Source organism: Virgibacillus chiguensis (genome assembly GCF_900129865.1).
Lineage (GTDB): Bacteria > Bacillota > Bacilli > Bacillales > Amphibacillaceae > Virgibacillus > Virgibacillus chiguensis.
In genome coordinates this window covers 31,763-52,572 of sequence record NZ_FQXD01000020.1, presented here as the reverse complement: position 1 = coordinate 52,572, position 20,810 = coordinate 31,763, and the positions used below count along the sequence as shown (strand labels likewise).

Here is a 20,810-nt window from a genome sequence, read left to right as displayed (position 1 = left end):
TTACCTCCTTTTAATTACCCACGAAGCTCATAAACTTCTGGTTTTTGTGCTTGATGATTGTGTTCAGCGCCTCTGAATACATGAAGCTTCTTAGCCATTCTGCGACCTAGAGGACCGTTTGGAAGCATGCCTTTAACTGCCAACTCTAGCATACGCTCAGGATATTTTGTACGCATTTCCTCTGCATTACGTTCTTTTAAACCACCAGGGTGGTTTGTATGACGGTAGTATTTTTTATCTGTTAGTTTATTACCAGTTAATTCAATTTTCTCTGCGTTAATGATGATGACATGGTCACCTGTATCTGCATGTGGCGTGTAAGTTGGTTTATGCTTTCCACGAAGGATCGCAGCAACTTCACTTGCTAAACGACCTAATCGTTTGCCTTCTGCATCAACAACTAGCCATTTGCGTTCGATATTATTTTCATTTGCCATGAAAGTTGTGCGCATGTGTCTTTCCCTCCAAAATAATTAAATTCAAATTTCTATTCGTTCGTCTATTTCAACATAATTAGTTTCCGGGGCTAATCATGGTTTAGAAATAAAATGCCATTAATCATAATACACCAAATATCACTATTATGTCAAGGTTTATTCCTCTTCAACTTTACGAGATCGCCTTTTTTCATCCATAGAGCAAAGAATGCTTTAATATAGGCTCTTTACCATGTTCTACCCAAGTGCGCACCGCCCTATTTATTCCGTTTGGATTAGTAGTTACACTCTTCCAAATGGTTTGTGTTGCCGCAAATCACTACCCTTATCACTTGCAAGAATAATTAGTACTTCACACGACACAAATAGAGGCCTTGTGCGGGCACTGTTTCTCCTACTGCTCGTCTATCCCTTTTTGACAGTAAAACAGCTATATCAGACGCTTCTCGCCTTCCTTGACCTATGTCTAATATTACACCAACGATGATGCGCACCATATTATATAAAAATCCGCTGCCGCGAAAAATAAATTCGATTTCGGCGCCTCTTTGTTCACAGGTTACTTGATAAAGCGTACGCTGTTTGCTCCCTCTTGTTGTTGCTTTAGCAGAGGAAAAGGTTGTAAAATCATGCGTTCCTTCCAAATAACGGCATGCTACTTGCATGGAAGCAACGTCTAATGCATACGGGAAAAAATAAGCATAATGGCGTCTAAATACATCCGGTTCCTTTGCATGATATACATAATAGCGATATTCCTTCTCTACTACATCATACCTAGCGTGGAACGTATTAGGAACCACTTCTACCTGCTTAACATAAATGTCATCAGGGAGCAAGGTGTTTAATGCTTGCTTCCAATTGTACATAGGGATGTTGTATGGAGAATCAAAGTGAATCGTCTGTCCTTTCGCATGAACGCCTGTATCGGTTCTCCCTGAAGGATGAATGCGTACAGGTTCACCTTTATGCATTTTTTGTAATGCTTTTTCTAGTATTCCTTGTACGGTTCTTTTTCCAGGTTGGATTTGAAAGCCCGAGAAATGAGAGCCGTCATATTGAAGTGTACATTTTAGTCGTTCCATGTTTTTGCAGCCTTTCTATCTAGTTCCTTGTAAAAAATAGTCCTAAGATGACGAATATAAATAAAATGTATATTCCTACGTCTAGCTTCGTAAATTTTAATTCTCGTAACTTGGTACGACCTTCGCCACCTTGATAGCCTCTCGCTTCCATCGCCATAGCTAGCTCTTCTGCTCGTTTGAAAGCACTGACGAATAATGGAACGAGCAATGGCACGACGGCTTGTATGCGATCTTTGAGCTTCCCTGTTCGAAAGTCAACGCCACGTGACGCTTGCGCTTTTGAAATTTTATCTGTTTCTTGTAACAACGTTGGAATGAAACGGAGTGATATCGACATCATTAACGCCAATTCATGAACCGGAAATTTCACTTTTTTTAATGGTTGCAACATGCTTTCAATCGCATCCGTTATTTCTATCGGTGTTGTTGTCAATGTTAGTAGCGACGTGACTAAAATAAGTAGAAAGAATCGCATGGAAATAGCAAAACCTTGAATTAACCCACCAGAGTATACTTGAAAGGTAAAAATCTCGAATACGACATCACCTTCTTTTGTAATAATTACATGGAGTAGAAAGGTAAAAATAATTAAAAACCAAACAGGCGTTAAACCCTTTAAAACAAATCGTAATGGTACACGAGATGTTATCATACTTAAAAGTGCAAAAACAGTTAATATTGTATAGCTCCACACATTGTTCGCTAAAAAGACGACAAACACAAAGATAAATATAATTGTAATCTTCGTTCGTGGGTCTAATCGGTGAACAACAGAGTTCCCTGGTACGTACTGACCAATAACCATGGCATTATTCATGGCTTTTCCCTCCTTTAAGCACGGCGGTAATAGCGGTTGCTAATTCGCGCTCAGACTGCTTCGTAAAAGGAAGTTTGGTGTGAAATTTTTCATTCCAACGATTAATAAAGGCTACCATTTCAGGAACATCCAGTTGAACTTGTTGCAATGCTTCCTTTTGCACAAACACTTCCTCTGGTTTCCCTTCCATATATTTACTACCTTTATTTAAAATAATGACATGATCCGCATACGTAACGGCATCTTCCATGCTATGTGTGACGAGTATCGTTGTAAGCTGTTCAGACCGATGGCGTTCATAAAACATCTCCATCATTTCTTTTTGCCCTCTTGGATCAAGTCCTGCAGTCGGTTCATCTAAGACAAGGACGTTTGGTTTTGTAGCTAAAACACCAGCAATAGCGACCCTGCGCATTTGCCCACCACTTAAATCAAAGGGGGAGCGCTCTACATAATCTGCTGATAAACCAACAGCTTGTAATGCTTCTGTCACTCGCCGTTGTATTTCGCTATCCCCAACACCAAAATTTTTAGGTCCAAAGCTAATATCCTTCGCAACCGTCTCTTCAAATAGTTGATGCTCCGGATATTGAAATACGACACCGACCTTGCTTCTTAGCTGTTTCAAATGTTTCGGCTTTTTTTCTGCCGTGAGCTCAAAGTCTCCTATCTTTACTTTTCCTGCTGTCGGCTGAACAAGACCATTTAAATGCTGAATTAAAGTTGATTTTCCTGAACCCGTATGACCTACAATGGCTACAAATGTTCCAGAAGGGATATGAAAACTTAATTGGTCAATCGCTTTATGAGCAAATGGGGAGTGCTGTTGATAGATATAGCTTACGTTCTCGAATGTAATGTCCATAGTTCCTCCAACAGTTCTTCATGATTTAATGGTTCTTTTGTGATGGGAATGCCCGTCTGTTTTAAAGCTTTTGCTAAGGAAGCAATAAACGGAACATCTAATCCAATTGCAAGTAGATCATCTTGCTTAGAAAAAAGTTCTCTCGGATGAGACTCGTCCCAAACTTGACCTTCATTCATTACAATAACCCGATCTGCTTGGACAATTTCTTGCAGGTCGTGTGTAATTGTTAGTAAGGATACATCCTTATTTGCTTGCAAATGAGCGACGGTTTGCATAATATCTCTTCTTCCTCTTGGGTCTAACATCGCCGTTGCTTCATCTAAAATAAGCACTTTGGGAGATACAGCTAGTACGCTTGCAATAGCTATACGTTGCTTTTGTCCCCCAGATAGACGATGAGGCTCCGTTAAGCGATAATCCACCATGCCAACTGCATGTAACACATCATCAAGTCGCTGTAACATTTCCTCTCTTGGAAAACCTCTATTCTCCATGCCAAATGCAACATCGTCTTGTACCGTTGTACCTACAAATTGATTATCTGGATTTTGAAACACCATGCCGACATCTTTACGTACATCCCAAATGGTATCTTCCTGCACTTTTTTCCCAGCTACATAAATTTCCCCTTCTTGCGGAAATAAAAGTCCATTCATTAATTTAGCTATGGTAGATTTCCCCGAACCATTATGACCAATAATGGCAACCCATTCTTCGCGATCGATCTCAAAGCTACAGTTTTTCAGTACCCATGGCTGCTCTGCTCCATATCGAAATGATACATTTCTAAACTCTACCAATTTTTCATTGCTACTCATCTAAACTCCTCCTCTTGCCAAAAAGGGTACTTGTTACAAAACGCAAATTATAGTATTAGAAAAACTTGGCTTGTCGCCGCATCTTATGGTGGAAGCCGTTGGTTTGCTAATACTATAATCCTAGAAACTTTATACTTTCCTATAGACAAAAAAAGGGCTTGGATGTACCTCGTAGAAGAGATTCAGTCCTGCCCTTGTCGCCTGTGGTTACATTAAACTAGTTCAATGATTGCCATTTTCGCACCATCACCTTGACGAGCGCCCAGTTTAAGAACACGTGTGTACCCACCTTGACGGTCTTCGTAACGCGGAGCCACATCATTGAAAAGCTTCTGAATAACGTTTTGATCTTCATTAGCTTCTTGATTATATAGAAATGAGGCTGCTTGACGGCGTGCGTGCAGATCCCCACGTTTGCCTAATGTAATCATTTTATCAACAACGGATTTTAACTCCTTCGCTTTTGCTTCTGTTGTTTCAATCCGCTCATGAATAATTAAATCAGAAGCAAGATTACGAAGTAGCGCCATGCGTTGATCCGATGTACGACCTAATTTTCTAGCCATGGACTATCCCTCCCTTTCTTTGATGACTTTTAAAAACTTCCATTCAAACGACCTTGTATACTCACATTAGGTCTACCTTGTTTTATCTTTTCCTACGCACATCCTCTACTCTTCGGAAAAAAGCGATGACAGCTCCTTTTCCAAAACGCAAAAAAGTGATGCAACGAACGAAAGCAAACTAAAAATACTGAATGGAGTAATTCGTATATGCAAGCACTATTTATCCGTGTGCCGTAATTTTCTAATGATGTCTATATGATATGTTTAGTCATCGTCTCGCAAGCCAAGACCTAAATCGTTAAGCTTCACTTTTACTTCTTCTAACGACTTACGTCCAAGATTGCGTACCTTCATCATATCTTCTTCAGATTTATTTGCTAGTTCTTGTACGGTGTTAATCCCAGCACGCTTTAGACAGTTATAGGACCTGACAGAAAGATCGAGTTCTTCAATCGTCATTTCCATCACTTTTTCTTTTTGGTCTTCTTCCTTCTCAACCATCACTTCAGCGTTTTTCGCTTCATCTGTTAAACCTACAAAAATATTAAGATGCTCTGTAAAGACTTTCGCACCTAAAGAAACAGCTTCTTCTGGACGAATACTGCCATCTGTACGTACATCTAATGTTAATTTATCAAAGTTAGCTACTTGACCAACACGTGTATTCTCTACTTGGTAGGTTACACGTGATACTGGAGTAAAAATGGAGTCAACTGGAATTATCCCGATTGGCTGATCATCACGTTTGTTTGCTTCAGCAGGTCGATACCCACGTCCACGTTCTGCAGTAATTTTCATAAACAAGCTGCCTTTGTTATTCAATGTAGCAATTAACAAATCCGGATTTAGGACCTCTACATCACTATCATAGGTTAGATCTGCAGCCGTAACTTTTCCTTCTCCCTGCACATCAATCTCCAATGTCTTTTCTTCATCTGAGTAGATTTTTAGCGCTAATTTTTTCAAGTTCAAAATAATTGTTGTTACATCTTCAACAACACCATCAATCGTTGAAAATTCATGTAGCGCTCCATCAATTTGAACTGAAGTCACAGCAGCACCTGGAAGTGAGGATAGTAGGATACGACGCAAGGAGTTTCCTAGAGTGGTACCATATCCACGTTCAAGCGGTTCGACTACGAATTTTCCAAATGTAGCATCATCGCTGATTTCTACCGTCTCAATTTTTGGTTTTTCAATTTCGATCATTCCATAAAACCCTCCTTTAAAACGTCGAAACCCCGGTTAGACAGCGGTCTAACCGAAATTCCTCAAAAATGCAGTTGGCGTTTCTGCACTACTTGTAAATCTTTCGTACGTTCTTGTCTTCTGGAAGCTCTATTCCTAAAGGAAAACCAACCTTTAGACTTTTAGCTATCATAACCCATTATAGACAGGGTGACAAATTATATACGGTATAATTATACACGACGACGTTTTGGTGGGCGGCAACCGTTATGTGGTACTGGCGTTACATCACGAATAGCTGTAACTTCCAAACCTGCTGCCTGAAGAGAACGAATAGCTGCTTCACGGCCGGCTCCTGGTCCTTTAACGGTTACTTCAAGAGTTTTCATACCATGGTCAATTGCAGATTTAGCAGCAGTTTCAGCTGCCATTTGGGCAGCAAATGGAGTAGATTTCTTTGAACCTTTAAAGCCCAATGCACCAGCAGAACTCCATCCAAGAACATTTCCTTGCGTATCTGTAATCGTAACGATGGTGTTATTAAATGTTGAACGGATATGGGATATACCTGACTCAATATTTTTTTTCACACGACGTTTACGTGCGCTTGACTTTTGTGCCATTACCTTTTAACCTCCTTTAACATTTATTTTTTCTTTCCAGCGATCGCGCGACGCGGCCCTTTACGAGTACGTGAATTATTTTTTGTTTTTTGTCCACGAAGAGGAAGTCCACGACGATGGCGGATTCCGCGATATGAGCCGATCTCGATAAGACGTTTAATATTTAGAGATACTTCACGACGAAGGTCTCCTTCAATGGTATACTCGTCTGTAGCTTTACGAATTCTTCCTAATTCGTCCTCAGTAAGGTCGCGTACACGAGTGTCTTCAGAAACGCCTGCTTCTTTAAGGATTTTTTGAGCAGTAGTTTTTCCAATACCGTAAATATACGTTAGGGAAATGACTACGCGTTTATCACGTGGGACATCAATACCTGCAATACGTGCCATAAAGCTTTAACACCTCCTGTTTGTTATCCTTGTTTTTGTTTATGCTTTGGATTTTCACAAATAACCATTACTTTACCATTTCGTTTAATGACTTTACATTTTTCGCAAATGGGTTTTACAGATGCTCTTACTTTCATCATCTTTACCTCCTTTAATATCGGAGCTCACTTATTTATAACGGTACGTAATTCGTCCTCTAGTTAAATCATACGGAGAAAGTTCAACCGTTACTTTGTCGCCAGGAAGAATGCGAATAAAGTGCATACGAATTTTCCCGGATACGTGGGCTAATACAGTATGACCGTTTTCCAATTCGACTTTAAACATCGCATTCGGCAATGTTTCCGTTACGGTTCCTTCCACTTCAATTACATCGTCTTTCGCCATCGTGTTGATCTCCCTTCTTCAAATCAGTCACAACTTCATTGATAAATTTAGCTATGGCAAACCGCAGTTTACCATTTGTGACACGACCAGTTTCTAGAAGGCTGTTTTGGACTTCTGGAGAAATATAATCCATTAACTCGATATGATGAAGATTCTTTTTCTTTGGTCGATCATATTTACGTTTTTCCCCATCTGCAAGCAAGACATACTTATCATCGACAGATTTAATAACGACTGCATATTGACCCGCTTCACGACCTTGCATAATTCGAACAACTTGACCTATCCGCGGTATCGAATCATCTTCGTTCAACAACGATCACCTTCACTTAGGCTATAGTTTATATCAATGCCTGTTTATTGAAAAGAATTACTCACTTTTATCCTGTGTCACCTTATTATCTATATAGAAATATGCCGCACTGTACTTCACGACTTATTATAACTTTTCATTACTAGAAATGCACTTCATACAATTCTAAGGCTATTATTGTACTTTAGCTTGAATATCTTGAAACACTTGATCAATATCCTGATCGCCATTAACTGTTACTAGATATCCTTTTTCATTATAAAAGTCTAATAACGGCTTCGTCTGTTCTATATTTACAGATAGACGCTTTTTCACCGTAGCTGGCTTATCGTCATCACGTTGGATTAAGGTTGAGCCATCTTTATCACAGACCCCGTCTTCTTTTGGCGGATTATAAACTACATGGTACGTTGTTCCGCATGTTGGACAAATTCTACGACCAGTTAGACGCTCCACTAATTTTTCTTCTGGTACATCTACATGAATGACGTAATCAATGGATTGATTGATATCCTGCAATAGACTTTGTAATGCTTCTGCTTGAGCAATAGTCCTTGGGAAACCATCCAATAAAAATCCATGTTTACAATCATTTTTACTCAAGCGTTCTTTAACAATACCATTCGTAACTTCATCTGGAACAAGTTCTCCTCGGTCCATGTACGCTTTTGCTTTTTTACCTAAGTCTGTTCCCTCTTTAATAGCTAAACGGAACATATCTCCTGTTGAAATATGAGGGATATCATATTTTTCGTTTATTTTCTCTGCCTGTGTGCCTTTTCCAGCACCGGGCAGGCCCATTAAAATTAAGTTCAACAGATTTCTCCTCGCTCTCGTCTTCAGCAAAATTACTTAATAAATCCTTTATAGTGACGTTTTACCAATTGACTTTCCAATTGCTTCATCGTCTGAAGTGCTACTCCAACAACAATCAGTAAACTAGTTCCGCCAATTTGTATGGACTGCGGCAAGTTAGCAACTCCGCTTAAAGCAAGCGGTAAGACAGATACAGCAGCTAAGAATAGTGCACCTACGAATGTGAGACGGTACAGTACTCTAGTCAAATAGGCCTCTGTGTTTTTACCTGGACGAATCCCAGGTACATAACCACCTTGTTTTTGTAAATTCTCAGCCATTTGCTCTGGGTTTACTTGAACAAACGTATAGAAGTACGTAAAAGCGATAATTAACGCAACATAGATAACCATACCTATTGGCTGTGTATAATCAAAGATACGTTGGATGGTTGCAGCAATATCGTTTCCTTCAAAGAATGTCGCAATTGTACTTGGCGCCATAATAAACGCTATGGCAAAGATAACTGGAATAACACCAGCAGCGTTCACTTTTAAAGGTAAGTGTGTTGACTGACCACCTACTGGAGAACGATTGACAAGTTTTTTTGCATATTGAACGGGTATTTTACGTAACGCTTGTTGAATAAAAATAACTCCAACGGTTACGGCAACCACAACCAAAGCAATCAACGCAACAATAACAATATTAATGAACAGTTCATCGCCAGGGTTAATAAAATACTGGCTGTATAGCTGTTGTACGCCATTTGGTACTGCTGCAACAATACCTGCAAAAATGATAATCGAAATTCCATTACCGACTCCATTCGCAGTAATTTGTTCTCCAAGCCACATTAAAAATGCTGTCCCACTCGTTAAAACAATGGCAATAACAATAAATTTCATGGGACCAGGATCAGCAATTAACATACCACCAGCCATAGCATTAAATCCTACTGACATAGCAATCGCTTGGATAAAGGCAAGGACAATGGTACCATAACGCGTAACTTGGGCAAGCTTTTTCCTACCTGCATCACCTTGTTTTTTCCACTCAGCAAATTTAGGTACGACATCCATTTGTAGCAATTGCATAATAATAGACGCCGTAATATAAGGCATAATCCCCATCGCAAAGATGGAGAAATTTTGCAATGCGCCACCACCAAATGTGTTTAAAAAGCCAAACACATTTTGGGAATTCATAAAGTCAATTGCCTGTTTATCAGTAAATGGCACAGGTATAAATGTGCCAAGACGGAAGACAACCAACATTAATAACGTGAAAATTATTTTCCGTCTTATATCACCTACGCGCATAAAATTGGAGATTGTACGGAACATTAAATCACCTCTGTTTGACCGCCCGCTGCCTCGATTGCTTCTTTAGCGGAAGCAGAGAACTTGTGAGCTTTTACTGTTAGTTTTTTCTCGATCGAGCCGTTGCCAAGTACTTTAATACCTGCTTTCAACTTGCTAACTACGCCTTCTTCCAGTAATAGCTCAGGTGTTATTTCTGTGCCTTCTTCAAACCGATTTAACGTTTCTACATTTACAATAGCAAACTCTTTACGATGAATGTTTGTAAACCCACGTTTTGGTAAGCGTTGGAATAGTGGTAACTGACCACCTTCAAACCCTGGACGAGTACCGCCACCAGAGCGCGCTTTTTGACCTTTATGTCCACGTCCTGATGTTTTCCCGTTGCCAGATGACATTCCACGACCTACACGATTACGGTTTTTACGTGTACCTTCTGCAGCCTTCAATTCATGAAGTTTCATGCGAGCACCTCCTCTTACGCTTATTTCTTATTTAAACCTCTTTAACCGTTAGTAAATGAGATACTTTATTGACCATGCCGCGAAGAGCTGGAGTATCTTCATGAACAACCGATTGACGAATTTTCTTTAATCCCAATGCTTGAACAGTTTTTCTTTGAACTTCTGTTCCACCAATAACACTGCGCGTGAGGGTTATTTCTAGTTTTTTAGACATAACAGTTCCCTCCTTATCCTAACAGTTCTTCTACAGACTTTCCACGTAGTTTTGCTACATCTTCTGCGCGCTTTAAGTTTGTTAAACCATTGATTGTTGCACGAATCATATTAATCGGCGTATTAGAACCTAATGATTTTGTTAGTATATCACCAACACCAGCAAGCTCTAAAATCGCACGTACTGGGCCACCAGAGATAACTCCTGTACCTTCCGTAGCTGGTTTCAACAATACATTACCTGAGCCGAATCGACCATGAATTGCATGTGGGATGGTAGTTCCAACAATAGGTACTGTAATTAAATTTTTCTTCGCATCATCTACTGCTTTTTTAATTGCTTCTGGTACTTCTTGTGCTTTTCCTGTACCAAAACCTACATGACCATTCTTGTCTCCGACAACAACTAGAGCTGCAAAGCGGAAATTACGACCACCTTTAACAACTTTTGCAACACGGTTTACCGCAACAACACGTTCTTCAAGATCTAATTTGTTCGGATCAATGTTTTTATTCATGTATGTCCCTCCTTTATCGTTTAAAATTCAAGACCTGCTTCTCTTGCAGCCTCTGCTAAAGCTTTCACACGTCCATGATAAAGGTAGCCACCGCGGTCAAAGACAACCGATTTGTAACCTTTATCCTGAGCACGTTTAGCTATTGCTTCTCCGACTTGTCTTGCTGCTTCTACATTACCAGTTGCACCTGTTAAGTTCAACTCGTTATCTTTTGTAGAGGCACTAACCACTGTGTTTCCACTTGTATCATCAATAAGCTGTACATAGATGTGTTTATTTGAACGGTAGACGTTTAGACGAGGACGCTGTGCTGTTCCGTGAACGGTTTTACGTACACGAGCGTGCCTTCTCTTACGCACCATATTTTTATCAGGTTTTGTAATCACTTAGGTCACTCCTTTCTGCTACCTAATCTTACTTGGCAGTTTTACCTTCTTTACGACGTACATATTCACCTTCGTAACGGATTCCTTTACCTTTATAAGGCTCTGGTGGGCGAATTGCTCTAATTTTAGAGGCAACAGCTCCAACAAGCTCCTTATCAATACCTTTAACAATAAGTTGTGTGTTTTTTGGTACGTCAATTTCAATCCCGTCAATTGGATCGATTTCTACAGGGTGTGAGTAACCAGCGTTGACGATTACTTTATTTCCCTGCTTCTGCGCACGGTAACCAACACCGATGATTTCGAGCGTTTTTTCAAACCCTTTACTTACACCTTCAACCATATTGTTAATGAGGCTACGTGTCGTACCGTGTAATGCGCGATGATCCTTATGATCGCTTGGGCGCTCTAGCTTAATCACGTTGCCTTCCATGTTAACTTTAATATCTTGATGTAAATTTCTTGTTAATTCACCTTTAGGTCCTTTAACTGTAACGACAGTTCCATCGAATTTGACTTCTACTCCTTCAGGAACTTCGATTGGCTTCAGTCCTATACGAGACATTTCATGCACCTCCTCTTCTTTAACTACTCTATTACCACACGTATGCTAATACTTCGCCGCCAACAGCTTGAGAACGCGCTTCTTTGTCAGAAAGCACACCTTTTGAAGTTGAAACGATAGCAATTCCTAAACCGTTAAGTACACGTGGTACTTCATCAGCTTTCGCATAAACACGTAATCCTGGTTTACTTATACGTTTAATACCTGTAATTACACGCTCTTCGTTTGCTCCATATTTAAGGAAGATGCGAAGAACACCTTGCTTGTTATCTTCTACAAGCTCATAATCTGTAACGAAACCTTCTCGTTTAAGAATATCAGCGATCTCTTTTTTCATCTTTGATGCTGGAAGCTCTAACTTTTCATGTCTTACCATATTCGCATTACGAATGCGAGTAAGCATATCTGCAATTGGATCTGTCATAACCATTCATCATTACCTCCTTCCCAAAATCGGGTTTTACCAGCTTGCTTTTTTGACACCAGGAATTTGACCTTTATAGGCAAGTTCACGGAAACAAATACGGCAAAGTTTAAATTTACGGATTACAGAATGCGGACGTCCACAGCGCTCACAGCGTGTATATTCACGTACTTGGTATTTTTGCGGACGTTTTTGCTTTGCAATCATTGATTTTTTAGCCACTATTTTCCCTCCTTGTATTCGCTCTTTTGCTTACTTTTGGAAAGGCATGCCTAACTGAGTAAGAAGTTCACGAGCTTCTTCATCCGTGTTAGATGTTGTTACGATAACAATGTCCATTCCACGAATCTTACTCACTTTATCATAGTTAATTTCTGGGAAAATAAGCTGTTCTTTCACTCCTAAAGTGTAGTTTCCACGACCATCAAATGCCTTTTTAGACACACCACGGAAGTCACGTACACGCGGAAGTGATACAGCTACTAGTTTTTGTAAAAATTCGTACATACGCTCACCGCGAAGGGTTACTTTAGCACCAATCGGCATTCCTTCACGTAGGCGGAATCCAGCAATTGATTTTTTTGCACGAGTAATCATTGGCTTTTGTCCAGAAATTAACGCCAACTCTTCGACAGCATTATCTAAAGCTTTTGAGTTCTGAACAGCATCACCAACACCCATGTTCACTACTATTTTTTCAATAGCTGGTACTTGCATTACAGACTCATAGTTAAATTTATTCATTAAAGATGGTAGTACTTCATCTTGATATTTTTTCTTTAATTGATTCATCATGTCGCCCTCCTTTCGCTGAACCTATTTATCTAACGCTTCTCCGGATTTCTTAGCGATACGGACTTTCTTTCCATCACGTACTTCGTAACCAACACGGGTTGGCTCTCCGGTTTTACGATCTATTGGCATCACGTTAGAAACATGAATTGGTGCCTCCTGATTAAGAATTCCACCTTGTGGATTTTCTTGGGAAGGTTTGGCATGTTTTTTAATCATGTTAATTCCTTCTACAAGCACACGCTCTTTTTTCGGGTATGCTTCTAAGATAGTGCCTTCTTTTCCGCGGTCTTTGCCGGAAATAACTTTTACTTTATCACCTTTTTTTACATGCATGCTTAACGCACCTCCTAACAAGGCTAAATTTTAGCTTATAAAGGCTGTTCAAAATTTATAGGAAGAAGGCATCTTGAAATTCTGGTTGACTTTAAAAGCCTGTTGAAAATCAAAATTCAATCATCCTCTTTTTGAACACACACTTATAATACTTCTGGAGCAAGAGATACGATTTTCATGAATTTTGCATCACGCAATTCACGTGCAACTGGTCCAAAAATACGAGTTCCTCTTGGACTCTTATCATCACGAACAATTACCGCTGCATTTTCATCAAAACGAATATATGAACCATCTTTACGACGTGCACCAGATTTCGAACGTACAATAACAGCTCTTACAACATCACCTTTTTTGACAACGCCGCCTGGTGTTGCTTCTTTTACCGTACAAACAACAACGTCGCCAATATTAGCGGTTTTTCGTCCGGATCCGCCCAATACTTTAATAGTTAATAGTTCACGTGCACCAGAGTTATCTGCAACTTTTAAACGTGTTTCCTGTTGAATCATATCGCTGTAACCTCCCTTCGGATACCTTCCGAGCGAACTTTATTATATAATTACCGCTTCTTCAACAATCTCAACGAGGCGAAAATGTTTTGTAGCTGATAGCGGACGAGTTTCCATGATGCTTACGATATCGCCAACTTTTGCTTGGTTATTCTCATCATGTGCTTTGAATTTTTTTGAATATTTAACACGCTTGCCGTATAGCTTGTGGAATTTATATGTTTCCACTAGAACAGAAATGGTTTTATCCATTTTGTCAGAGACAACACGTCCAGTGTAAACTTTACGATCATTACGTTCTGTCATTTTGAGGTTTACCTCCTCTCGAGATTCTAGTTATTTACGCTTAATTCACGTTGACGAACAACAGTTTTCATGCGAGCAATTGACTTTCTTACCTGACGAATACGTGCAGTGTTTTCTAGTTGGCCAGTTGCAAGCTGGAAGCGTAAGTTGAATAGCTCTTCTTTTAAGTCTTTTACTTTTTGTTCAATTTCGGCAGTGGTTAGTTCTCTAATCTCATTAGCCTTCATTGCTTTCACCACCAATTTCTTCACGTTTTACAAATTTTGTTTTAATCGGAAGTTTGTGAGAAGCAAGACGTAACGCTTCACGAGCAACTTCTTCTGGTACACCAGCGATTTCAAACATAATTTTTCCTGGTTTTACTACTGCTACCCATCCTTCTGGAGCACCTTTACCAGAACCCATACGAACCTCTAGGGGTTTTGCAGTATATGGTTTGTCAGGAAAGATTTTTATCCAAACTTTACCGCCACGTTTCATGTAACGAGTCATTGCAATACGAGCAGCCTCGATTTGACGGCTAGTAATCCACGACGCTTCTACTGCTTGTAGACCATATTCACCGAAAGCAACACTTGTGCCACCTTTGGCTTGGCCTCTCATTTTACCACGATGTTGTCTACGATATTTCACACGTTTAGGCATTAACATAATGCAGTGCCCCCTTCCTTATTTGTCAGTTTTCGTTGGAAGGACTTCTCCACGGTATACCCACACTTTGACACCTAACTTACCATACGTAGTGTCTGCTTCTGCTGTACCATAATCGATATCAGCTCTTAATGTGTGTAGTGGTACTGTCCCTTCACTATAATGTTCCGCACGAGCGATGTCTGCGCCACCAAGACGTCCGGATACTTGTGTTTTAATTCCTTTTGCGCCAGCACGCATCGCACGTTGAATGGATTGCTTTTGTGCACGACGGAAAGAAATACGATTTTCTAATTGACGAGCAATATTTTCAGCAACTAATGTTGCATCAAGATCTACTTTTTTAATTTCTACAATATTGATGTGAACTCGCTTGCCAGTTAAGCTATTTAAAGCTTTACGCAAAGATTCCACTTCAGAACCGCCTTTACCGATAACCATACCTGGTTTTCCAGTGTGAATCGTAATATTCACTCGGTTTGCTGCACGCTCAATATCAATAGATGAAACAGCAGCTATTTTCAAGCGGTTTTCCAAGTATTCTCTAATCTTAATGTCTTCATGTAATAAGTCTGCATAGTCCTTGCCGGCATACCATTTTGACTCCCAGTCTTTAATGATGCCAACGCGAAGACCAGTTGGATTTACTTTTTGACCCACTGACTAACCCTCCTTTTTTTCTGTTACCACTACTGTAATGTGGCTTGTGCGTTTATTAATTCTACTTGCACGACCTTGTGCACGTGGACGGAAACGTTTCAAAGTAGCGCCTTCGTTTACATATGCTTCTGAAATGACCAGGTTATCTGTATCCATTTCATAATTGTGCTCTGCATTAGCAATCGCAGAGTTTAATACTTTTTCTACGACTGGAGAAGCACCGCGTTGTGTATGGCGTAAAATCGCAATTGCTTCACCTACATTTTTTCCTCGAATAAGATCAACGACTAATCGTACTTTACGAGGAGCAATACGAACCGATTTTGCAACGGCTTTAGCTTGCATGTTGTGTGCCTCCTCTCCTATTAGCGTTTTGTTTTCTTATCATCGCCACCGTGCCCTTTAAAGGTACGTGTTGGCGCGAATTCACCTAATTTATGTCCGACCATGTCTTCTGTAACGTAGACTGGTACATGCTTACGTCCGTCATATACCGCTATTGTATGTCCTACAAAATTAGGAAATATAGTTGAACGACGTGACCAAGTTTTAATTACTTGTTTTTTATCACTTTCGTTTAATGCTTCGATTTTTGACATAAGATGGTCATCTGCAAAAGGTCCTTTTTTCAAACTACGACCCATGGATAAACCTCCTTTCGCATTGGAGAGACGGGCTTATCTTCCCGCCACTATTTTTGGTTATTTTTTACGTTTACGAACGATATACTTATCAGATGGCTTGTTGCGTTGACGTGTCTTGTAACCAAGAGTTGGCTTACCCCAAGGTGACATTGGTGATTTACGACCGATTGGTGCGCGTCCTTCACCACCACCGTGTGGGTGATCATTCGGGTTCATAACAGACCCACGAACAGTTGGGCGAATGCCTAACCAACGAGAACGACCTGCTTTACCTACACGGATAAGCTCATGTTCGATATTACCGACTTGACCGACAGTTGCACGACAAGAAGAAAGAATCAAACGAACTTCTCCTGAAGATAAACGAACTAACGTATATTTACCGTCACGACCAAGGACTTGTGCTTCTGCACCGGCTGAACGAACAAGCTGTCCGCCACGTCCTGGCTTCAACTCAACATTATGAATAACTGTACCTACTGGGATATTTACTAATGGTAATGCATTTCCCATTTTAATATCCGCATCTTCACCAGAAATAATTTCTTGCCCCACTTTTATACCTTTTGGAGCTAATATATAACGTTTTTCACCATCAACATAATGAATTAATGCGATGTTTGCTGAACGGTTTGGATCATACTCAATAGTAGCAACGCGTCCTGGTATACCATCTTTATCACGCTTGAAATCGATGATACGGTATTGACGCTTGTGACCGCCACCTTGATGACGAACGGTTAACTTCCCTTGATGGTTACGACCACCACGTTTGTGTAGTGGAGCTAAAAGGGATTTCTCAGGCGTATCTGTAGTGATTTCTGCAAAATCAGATACGGACATATTACGTCTACCGTTGGACGTTGGTCTGAATTTTTTAATCGCCATCTTTATTTCCCTCCTTCACGAACTTTATAATTTATGCTTCAAAGAAATCTAATTCTTTACTGTCTTCAGAAAGCTGAACAACAGCTTTTTTACGATCTGAACGGTAGCCACCGTAACGACCCATACGCTTGAACTTACCTTTTACGTTTAACGTGTTCACTTTGATTACTTTCACTCCAAAAACTTGTTCTACAGCGTTTTTTATCTCTGTTTTATTCGCTTGAGGAGTTACTTCAAACGTGTACTTTTTTTCTGCCATTAAATCAGCTGAGTGTTCTGTAATGACAGGGCGCTTTATAATATCACGTGGATCTTTCATTATGCAAGCACCTCCCCTGCTTTTTCAGCTGCCTCTTTTGTTAAGATCAGCTTGTCATGGCCAAGCAAGTCTAATACATTCATTTCTTCCACTGTTAAAATAGAGACAGCCGGAAGATTATTTACGGAACGAACAACGTTCTCTTCTTTTTCAGTTACAACAATTAAAGCTTTTGCATCTACATTTAATGCTGCTAGCATTTTTACTGCTTCTTTTGTTTTTGGTTCAGCAAAAGTAAGACTTTCCAAGACAACAAGATTATTTTCTTTTGTTTTGGAAGAAAGCGCAGATTTAAGTGCTAAGCGACGGACTTTCTTTGGCAATTTATAGCTATAGCTGCGTGGTGTTGGTCCAAATACAGTACCTCCGCCAACCCACTGTGGGGAACGAATAGAACCTTGACGTGCACGACCAGTTCCTTTCTGACGCCATGGTTTACGACCACCACCGCGTACTTCAGAACGGTTTTTTACCGCATGCGTACCTTGACGTAAAGACGCACGTTGCATAACTACTGCTTCATGTAATACATGCTCATTTGGTTCAATTCCAAATACAGCTTCGTTTAATTCCAACTCACCAGCTTGAGCTCCATCTTGTTTTAGTAGTGCTACTTTAGGCATGACATATCCTCCCTTCGTCTGTATGATTAGTTAGCCTTGACTGCACTCGTTATTTTTACGAATGATTTCTTTGCACCTGGCACATTGCCTTTTACTAATAGTAGATTACGTTCTTCGTCTACTTTTACTACTTCAAGGTTTTGGATCGTTACTTGTTCTCCACCCATGCGTCCTGGAAGTGGTCTTCCTTTAAATACACGCATTGGGTCAACCGCACCTAACGAACCTGGTGCTCTATGATAGTGAGAACCATGAGTTTCTGGTCCACGTTGTTGATTGTGACGCTTAATCGAACCTTGGAATCCTTTACCTTTTGTAGTTCCTGTCACATCAATTTTATCACCAGAAGCAAATACGTTTACGCTCACTTCCTGACCAACTTCATATTCGTCAAGCTTCGCGTTACGGATTTCACGAACGTAGCGCTTAGGGTTTGTGTTTGCTTTTTCAGCATGACCTTTTTCCGCTTTATTCGTACGTGATTCCTTTACGTCAGCAACACCTAGTTGGATTGCTTCATAACCATCATTTTCTAATGTTCTCTTTTGTAATACGACGTTTGGCTCAGCTTCAATTACAGTTACAGGCATTAGTTCTCCTGTTTCAGAGAATAGCTGAGTCATGCCGATTTTACGACCTAAGATTCCTTTCGTCATCCGTTACACCTCCTATTTAAAACTTTCATTTATAGTTTAATTTCAATGTCTACACCAGACGGTAAATCTAAACGCATTAGTGAATCAACAGTTTGCGGTGTAGGGTTAACAATGTCGATGAGACGTTTATGTGTACGCATCTCAAACTGCTCACGTGAATCCTTATATTTATGAACCGCACGTAAAACCGTGTAGACTGATTTTTCCGTAGGTAGTGGGATTGGTCCAGATACATTAGCACCAGAACGTTTCGCTGTATCTACAATTTTTTCAGCTGATTGATCTAAAATACGGTGATCATAAGCTTTCAAACGGATTCTAATCTTTTCTTTTGCCATTATTTTCCCTCCTTTATTCGCCCATTTATAATAGACATACTCTGCAGAAATTTCTTGGTAACTCCCGCCATGGCAAAGGGGCCGGGTGTGCCAACAACCTTCTGCTTCATCGCCTTTAGCAAGCAACATTCTTATTATATAGAATGTCATTTGTTTCTGCAATCTTTTTTATGGATAATGATTGCACATCTACATATTATACGTACTTTACTACTTGATTGCAAGGGGTTTTACAAAAAATTATTAATAAGTTTAGTCAAAACAGACTGCTTTTAATCATAGTAAATAGTTTTAAAAACTTTCGATTGAGATTTTTAAGTGGCAAGGTATAATACCATATTTATAGGACGAGATTTTTTTAAGTTAAAAGAAGGGTTTAGGGGATACGGTTAGGTGACTTTTAATACAAAGGCAATTGCTACTATGTATCGCCAAACTTAATAGAGATGAAAAGAAAAACAGAGGTTTATCTTTTATTCTTGTTTAGAGGTACGGTGATACGCTATCGTGTTGACTAACTTACAAAAAGCGTTAGAAAAATTGGGTCTAGCAACAAGTAGCATGCTGATAAAACGCCTTTGTTTTATTTTTCTATATTGTAAAAAACACAGGTTACGTCGTCACGTAACCTGTGTTTCTAAACTTGGTGCTTACTCAATAATTTCTGATACAACACCAGATCCAACTGTACGGCCACCTTCACGGATAGAGAAGCGAGTACCGTCTTCAATTGCAATTGGTGAAATAAGCTCAACTGTCATTTCAATGTTATCGCCAGGCATTACCATTTCTGTTCCTTCTGGAAGTTGGATAACACCAGTTACATCCGTTGTACGGAAGTAAAACTGTGGACGATAGTTAGCAAAGAATGGCGTATGACGTCCACCTTCTTCTTTAGATAGAACATAAACTTCAGCTTTAAACTTTGTGTGAGGTGTGATTGAACCTGGTTTTGCTAGTACTTGACCACGGTTAATGTCTTCACGTGCTACACCACGAAGTAGTGCACCGATGTTGTCGCCAGCTTCTGCATAGTCAAGAAGCTTACGGAACATTTCTACACCAGTAACTGTAGTTTTTTGTGCTGCTTCGTTTAAGCCGATGATTTCTACTTCATCACCAACACGTACTTCTCCACGCTCAACACGACCAGTTGCAACAGTACCACGACCTGTAATAGAGAATACGTCCTCTACAGGCATCATGAATGGTTTGTCTTTATCGCGGTCTGGAGTTGGAATGTACTCGTCAACAGCTTCCATTAATTCAACGATTTTTGCTTCGTATTCTTCTACTCCTTCAATTGCTTTCAAAGCAGAGCCAGCAATTACAGGAACATCATCACCTGGGAAGTCGTACTCAGTTAATAGATCGCGAACTTCCATTTCTACTAATTCTAATAGCTCTTCGTCGTCTACCATATCTACTTTGTTAAGGAATACTACAATAGAAGGTACACCAACGTTACGAGATAATAGGATGTGCTCACGAGTTTGTGGCATTGGGCCATCAGCAGCAGATACTACTAGGATAGCTCCGTCCATTTGTGCAGCACCTGTGATCATGTTTTTAACATAGTCAGCGTGACCTGGGCAGTCAACGTGTGCATAGTGACGCGTATCTGTTTCATATTCTACGTGTGAAGTAGCGATAGTAATTCCACGCTCTTTTTCTTCTGGTGCATTATCAATTTGGTCATACGCCATTTGCGTACCTTTACCAGATTTCTTATGCATTACAATTGTAATTGCAGCAGTTAACGTTGTTTTACCATGGTCAACGTGTCCAATTGTTCCAATGTTAACGTGACTTTTCGAGCGGTCGAACTTTTCTTTAGCCATTTATAGTTCCTCCTTTAAATAAATGAAATAGTTTATTTTAGAATGTTTAAGTAGCAAGAAACAATG

General features: G+C 39.9%; 36 protein-coding genes. All 36 read right to left on the bottom strand.

Features of this window, described 5'->3' with window-relative positions; translation table 11 throughout:
• Positions 1 to 14: 14 nt before the first annotated feature.
• Positions 15 to 452 carry a 50S ribosomal protein L13 gene (gene rplM / locus BUB45_RS17125; protein ID WP_073012650.1) on the bottom strand — a complete coding sequence of 146 codons (438 nt, stop codon included), beginning with the start codon at positions 450 to 452 and terminating at the stop codon, positions 15 to 17.
• Positions 453 to 781: 329 nt separating this feature from the next.
• Positions 782 to 1,522 (bottom strand): tRNA pseudouridine(38-40) synthase TruA, encoded by a 741-nt coding sequence (gene truA, locus BUB45_RS17120; RefSeq protein WP_073012647.1) that lies wholly within the window; start codon positions 1,520 to 1,522, stop codon positions 782 to 784.
• A 19-nt stretch (positions 1,523 to 1,541) separates the two neighbouring features.
• Complete coding sequence (locus tag BUB45_RS17115; RefSeq protein ID WP_073012644.1) at positions 1,542 to 2,339, bottom strand: energy-coupling factor transporter transmembrane component T family protein; 798 nt, start codon at positions 2,337 to 2,339, stop codon at positions 1,542 to 1,544.
• On the bottom strand, positions 2,332 to 3,204 hold the full coding sequence (locus BUB45_RS17110; RefSeq protein ID WP_073012642.1) for an energy-coupling factor ABC transporter ATP-binding protein: 873 nt from the start codon (positions 3,202 to 3,204) through the stop codon (positions 2,332 to 2,334). The genes BUB45_RS17115 and BUB45_RS17110 overlap by 8 nt, the downstream gene beginning before the upstream one ends.
• Complete coding sequence (locus BUB45_RS17105) at positions 3,180 to 4,025, bottom strand: energy-coupling factor ABC transporter ATP-binding protein (protein ID WP_073012640.1); 846 nt, start codon at positions 4,023 to 4,025, stop codon at positions 3,180 to 3,182. Before BUB45_RS17105 ends, BUB45_RS17110 begins: the two co-directional genes overlap by 25 nt.
• A gap of 212 nt (positions 4,026 to 4,237) precedes the next feature.
• Positions 4,238 to 4,591, bottom strand: coding sequence for a 50S ribosomal protein L17 (gene rplQ, locus BUB45_RS17100; RefSeq protein ID WP_073012637.1), 354 nt, complete (start codon positions 4,589 to 4,591; stop codon positions 4,238 to 4,240).
• 264 nt (positions 4,592 to 4,855) lie between these two features.
• Positions 4,856 to 5,800 (bottom strand): DNA-directed RNA polymerase subunit alpha, encoded by a 945-nt coding sequence (locus BUB45_RS17095; RefSeq protein ID WP_073012634.1) that lies wholly within the window; start codon positions 5,798 to 5,800, stop codon positions 4,856 to 4,858.
• 212 nt (positions 5,801 to 6,012) lie between these two features.
• Positions 6,013 to 6,402, bottom strand: coding sequence for a 30S ribosomal protein S11 (gene rpsK / locus BUB45_RS17090; protein ID WP_073012631.1), 390 nt, complete (start codon positions 6,400 to 6,402; stop codon positions 6,013 to 6,015).
• 23 nt (positions 6,403 to 6,425) lie between these two features.
• Positions 6,426 to 6,791 (bottom strand): 30S ribosomal protein S13, encoded by a 366-nt coding sequence (gene rpsM, locus BUB45_RS17085; RefSeq protein WP_073012629.1) that lies wholly within the window; start codon positions 6,789 to 6,791, stop codon positions 6,426 to 6,428.
• Positions 6,792 to 6,814: 23 nt separating this feature from the next.
• On the bottom strand, positions 6,815 to 6,928 hold the full coding sequence (rpmJ, locus tag BUB45_RS17080) for a 50S ribosomal protein L36 (protein ID WP_005999442.1): 114 nt from the start codon (positions 6,926 to 6,928) through the stop codon (positions 6,815 to 6,817).
• 31 nt (positions 6,929 to 6,959) lie between these two features.
• Positions 6,960 to 7,178, bottom strand: coding sequence for a translation initiation factor IF-1 (gene infA / locus BUB45_RS17075; protein ID WP_003354757.1), 219 nt, complete (start codon positions 7,176 to 7,178; stop codon positions 6,960 to 6,962).
• Entirely contained in the window at positions 7,156 to 7,491 is a 336-nt protein-coding gene (locus BUB45_RS17070; RefSeq protein ID WP_073012626.1) for a KOW domain-containing RNA-binding protein, read from the bottom strand. The genes infA and BUB45_RS17070 overlap by 23 nt, the downstream gene beginning before the upstream one ends.
• A gap of 174 nt (positions 7,492 to 7,665) precedes the next feature.
• Entirely contained in the window at positions 7,666 to 8,307 is a 642-nt protein-coding gene (locus BUB45_RS17065; RefSeq protein ID WP_073012624.1) for an adenylate kinase, read from the bottom strand.
• Between the two features lie 32 nt (positions 8,308 to 8,339).
• Positions 8,340 to 9,632 carry a preprotein translocase subunit SecY gene (gene secY, locus BUB45_RS17060; protein ID WP_073012621.1) on the bottom strand — a complete coding sequence of 431 codons (1,293 nt, stop codon included), beginning with the start codon at positions 9,630 to 9,632 and terminating at the stop codon, positions 8,340 to 8,342.
• Entirely contained in the window at positions 9,632 to 10,072 is a 441-nt protein-coding gene (gene rplO, locus BUB45_RS17055) for a 50S ribosomal protein L15 (RefSeq protein WP_073012618.1), read from the bottom strand. Before rplO ends, secY begins: the two co-directional genes overlap by 1 nt.
• A gap of 31 nt (positions 10,073 to 10,103) precedes the next feature.
• Entirely contained in the window at positions 10,104 to 10,286 is a 183-nt protein-coding gene (gene rpmD / locus BUB45_RS17050; RefSeq protein ID WP_073012615.1) for a 50S ribosomal protein L30, read from the bottom strand.
• 13 nt (positions 10,287 to 10,299) lie between these two features.
• Positions 10,300 to 10,803: a 30S ribosomal protein S5 gene (gene rpsE / locus BUB45_RS17045; protein ID WP_073012612.1), complete on the bottom strand. Its 504-nt coding sequence runs from the start codon at positions 10,801 to 10,803 to the stop codon at positions 10,300 to 10,302.
• 20 nt (positions 10,804 to 10,823) lie between these two features.
• Entirely contained in the window at positions 10,824 to 11,189 is a 366-nt protein-coding gene (gene rplR / locus BUB45_RS17040) for a 50S ribosomal protein L18 (RefSeq protein WP_073012609.1), read from the bottom strand.
• A 28-nt stretch (positions 11,190 to 11,217) separates the two neighbouring features.
• Complete coding sequence (rplF, locus tag BUB45_RS17035; RefSeq protein ID WP_073012606.1) at positions 11,218 to 11,754, bottom strand: 50S ribosomal protein L6; 537 nt, start codon at positions 11,752 to 11,754, stop codon at positions 11,218 to 11,220.
• A 31-nt stretch (positions 11,755 to 11,785) separates the two neighbouring features.
• The gene (gene rpsH, locus BUB45_RS17030) at positions 11,786 to 12,184 is read right to left on the bottom strand and encodes a 30S ribosomal protein S8 (RefSeq protein ID WP_073012603.1); all 399 of its coding nucleotides are present in this window, start codon (positions 12,182 to 12,184) and stop codon (positions 11,786 to 11,788) included.
• A gap of 30 nt (positions 12,185 to 12,214) precedes the next feature.
• Entirely contained in the window at positions 12,215 to 12,400 is a 186-nt protein-coding gene (locus tag BUB45_RS17025; RefSeq protein ID WP_019375521.1) for a type Z 30S ribosomal protein S14, read from the bottom strand.
• Positions 12,401 to 12,430: 30 nt separating this feature from the next.
• Entirely contained in the window at positions 12,431 to 12,970 is a 540-nt protein-coding gene (gene rplE / locus BUB45_RS17020; RefSeq protein WP_073012600.1) for a 50S ribosomal protein L5, read from the bottom strand.
• A 24-nt stretch (positions 12,971 to 12,994) separates the two neighbouring features.
• On the bottom strand, positions 12,995 to 13,306 hold the full coding sequence (gene rplX / locus BUB45_RS17015; RefSeq protein WP_073012598.1) for a 50S ribosomal protein L24: 312 nt from the start codon (positions 13,304 to 13,306) through the stop codon (positions 12,995 to 12,997).
• Between the two features lie 143 nt (positions 13,307 to 13,449).
• Positions 13,450 to 13,818, bottom strand: coding sequence for a 50S ribosomal protein L14 (gene rplN, locus BUB45_RS17010; protein ID WP_073012595.1), 369 nt, complete (start codon positions 13,816 to 13,818; stop codon positions 13,450 to 13,452).
• A 42-nt stretch (positions 13,819 to 13,860) separates the two neighbouring features.
• Complete coding sequence (rpsQ, locus tag BUB45_RS17005; RefSeq protein ID WP_050349629.1) at positions 13,861 to 14,124, bottom strand: 30S ribosomal protein S17; 264 nt, start codon at positions 14,122 to 14,124, stop codon at positions 13,861 to 13,863.
• Between the two features lie 26 nt (positions 14,125 to 14,150).
• Positions 14,151 to 14,351, bottom strand: coding sequence for a 50S ribosomal protein L29 (rpmC, locus tag BUB45_RS17000; protein WP_073012592.1), 201 nt, complete (start codon positions 14,349 to 14,351; stop codon positions 14,151 to 14,153).
• Positions 14,341 to 14,775, bottom strand: a complete 435-nt coding sequence (rplP, locus tag BUB45_RS16995; RefSeq protein WP_073012590.1) for a 50S ribosomal protein L16 — start codon at positions 14,773 to 14,775, stop codon at positions 14,341 to 14,343. The genes rpmC and rplP overlap by 11 nt, the downstream gene beginning before the upstream one ends.
• A gap of 18 nt (positions 14,776 to 14,793) precedes the next feature.
• Positions 14,794 to 15,435 carry a 30S ribosomal protein S3 gene (rpsC, locus tag BUB45_RS16990; protein WP_073012588.1) on the bottom strand — a complete coding sequence of 214 codons (642 nt, stop codon included), beginning with the start codon at positions 15,433 to 15,435 and terminating at the stop codon, positions 14,794 to 14,796.
• A gap of 3 nt (positions 15,436 to 15,438) precedes the next feature.
• On the bottom strand, positions 15,439 to 15,780 hold the full coding sequence (rplV, locus tag BUB45_RS16985; protein ID WP_073012585.1) for a 50S ribosomal protein L22: 342 nt from the start codon (positions 15,778 to 15,780) through the stop codon (positions 15,439 to 15,441).
• 20 nt (positions 15,781 to 15,800) lie between these two features.
• Positions 15,801 to 16,079: a 30S ribosomal protein S19 gene (gene rpsS / locus BUB45_RS16980; protein WP_073012582.1), complete on the bottom strand. Its 279-nt coding sequence runs from the start codon at positions 16,077 to 16,079 to the stop codon at positions 15,801 to 15,803.
• Positions 16,080 to 16,136: 57 nt separating this feature from the next.
• A complete protein-coding gene (rplB, locus tag BUB45_RS16975) occupies positions 16,137 to 16,967 on the bottom strand; it encodes a 50S ribosomal protein L2 (RefSeq protein WP_073012579.1) in 831 nt (276 codons plus the stop codon).
• Between the two features lie 31 nt (positions 16,968 to 16,998).
• Positions 16,999 to 17,286 carry a 50S ribosomal protein L23 gene (gene rplW / locus BUB45_RS16970; protein WP_073012576.1) on the bottom strand — a complete coding sequence of 96 codons (288 nt, stop codon included), beginning with the start codon at positions 17,284 to 17,286 and terminating at the stop codon, positions 16,999 to 17,001.
• Positions 17,286 to 17,909, bottom strand: coding sequence for a 50S ribosomal protein L4 (rplD, locus tag BUB45_RS16965; RefSeq protein WP_073012573.1), 624 nt, complete (start codon positions 17,907 to 17,909; stop codon positions 17,286 to 17,288). Before rplD ends, rplW begins: the two co-directional genes overlap by 1 nt.
• Positions 17,910 to 17,935: 26 nt before the next feature.
• On the bottom strand, positions 17,936 to 18,565 hold the full coding sequence (gene rplC, locus BUB45_RS16960; RefSeq protein ID WP_073012570.1) for a 50S ribosomal protein L3: 630 nt from the start codon (positions 18,563 to 18,565) through the stop codon (positions 17,936 to 17,938).
• Positions 18,566 to 18,594: 29 nt separating this feature from the next.
• Positions 18,595 to 18,903, bottom strand: coding sequence for a 30S ribosomal protein S10 (gene rpsJ / locus BUB45_RS16955; protein ID WP_021292712.1), 309 nt, complete (start codon positions 18,901 to 18,903; stop codon positions 18,595 to 18,597).
• Positions 18,904 to 19,553: 650 nt separating this feature from the next.
• A complete protein-coding gene (gene tuf, locus BUB45_RS16950) occupies positions 19,554 to 20,744 on the bottom strand; it encodes an elongation factor Tu (protein WP_073012567.1) in 1,191 nt (396 codons plus the stop codon).
• Between the last annotated feature and the right edge of the window lie 66 nt (positions 20,745 to 20,810).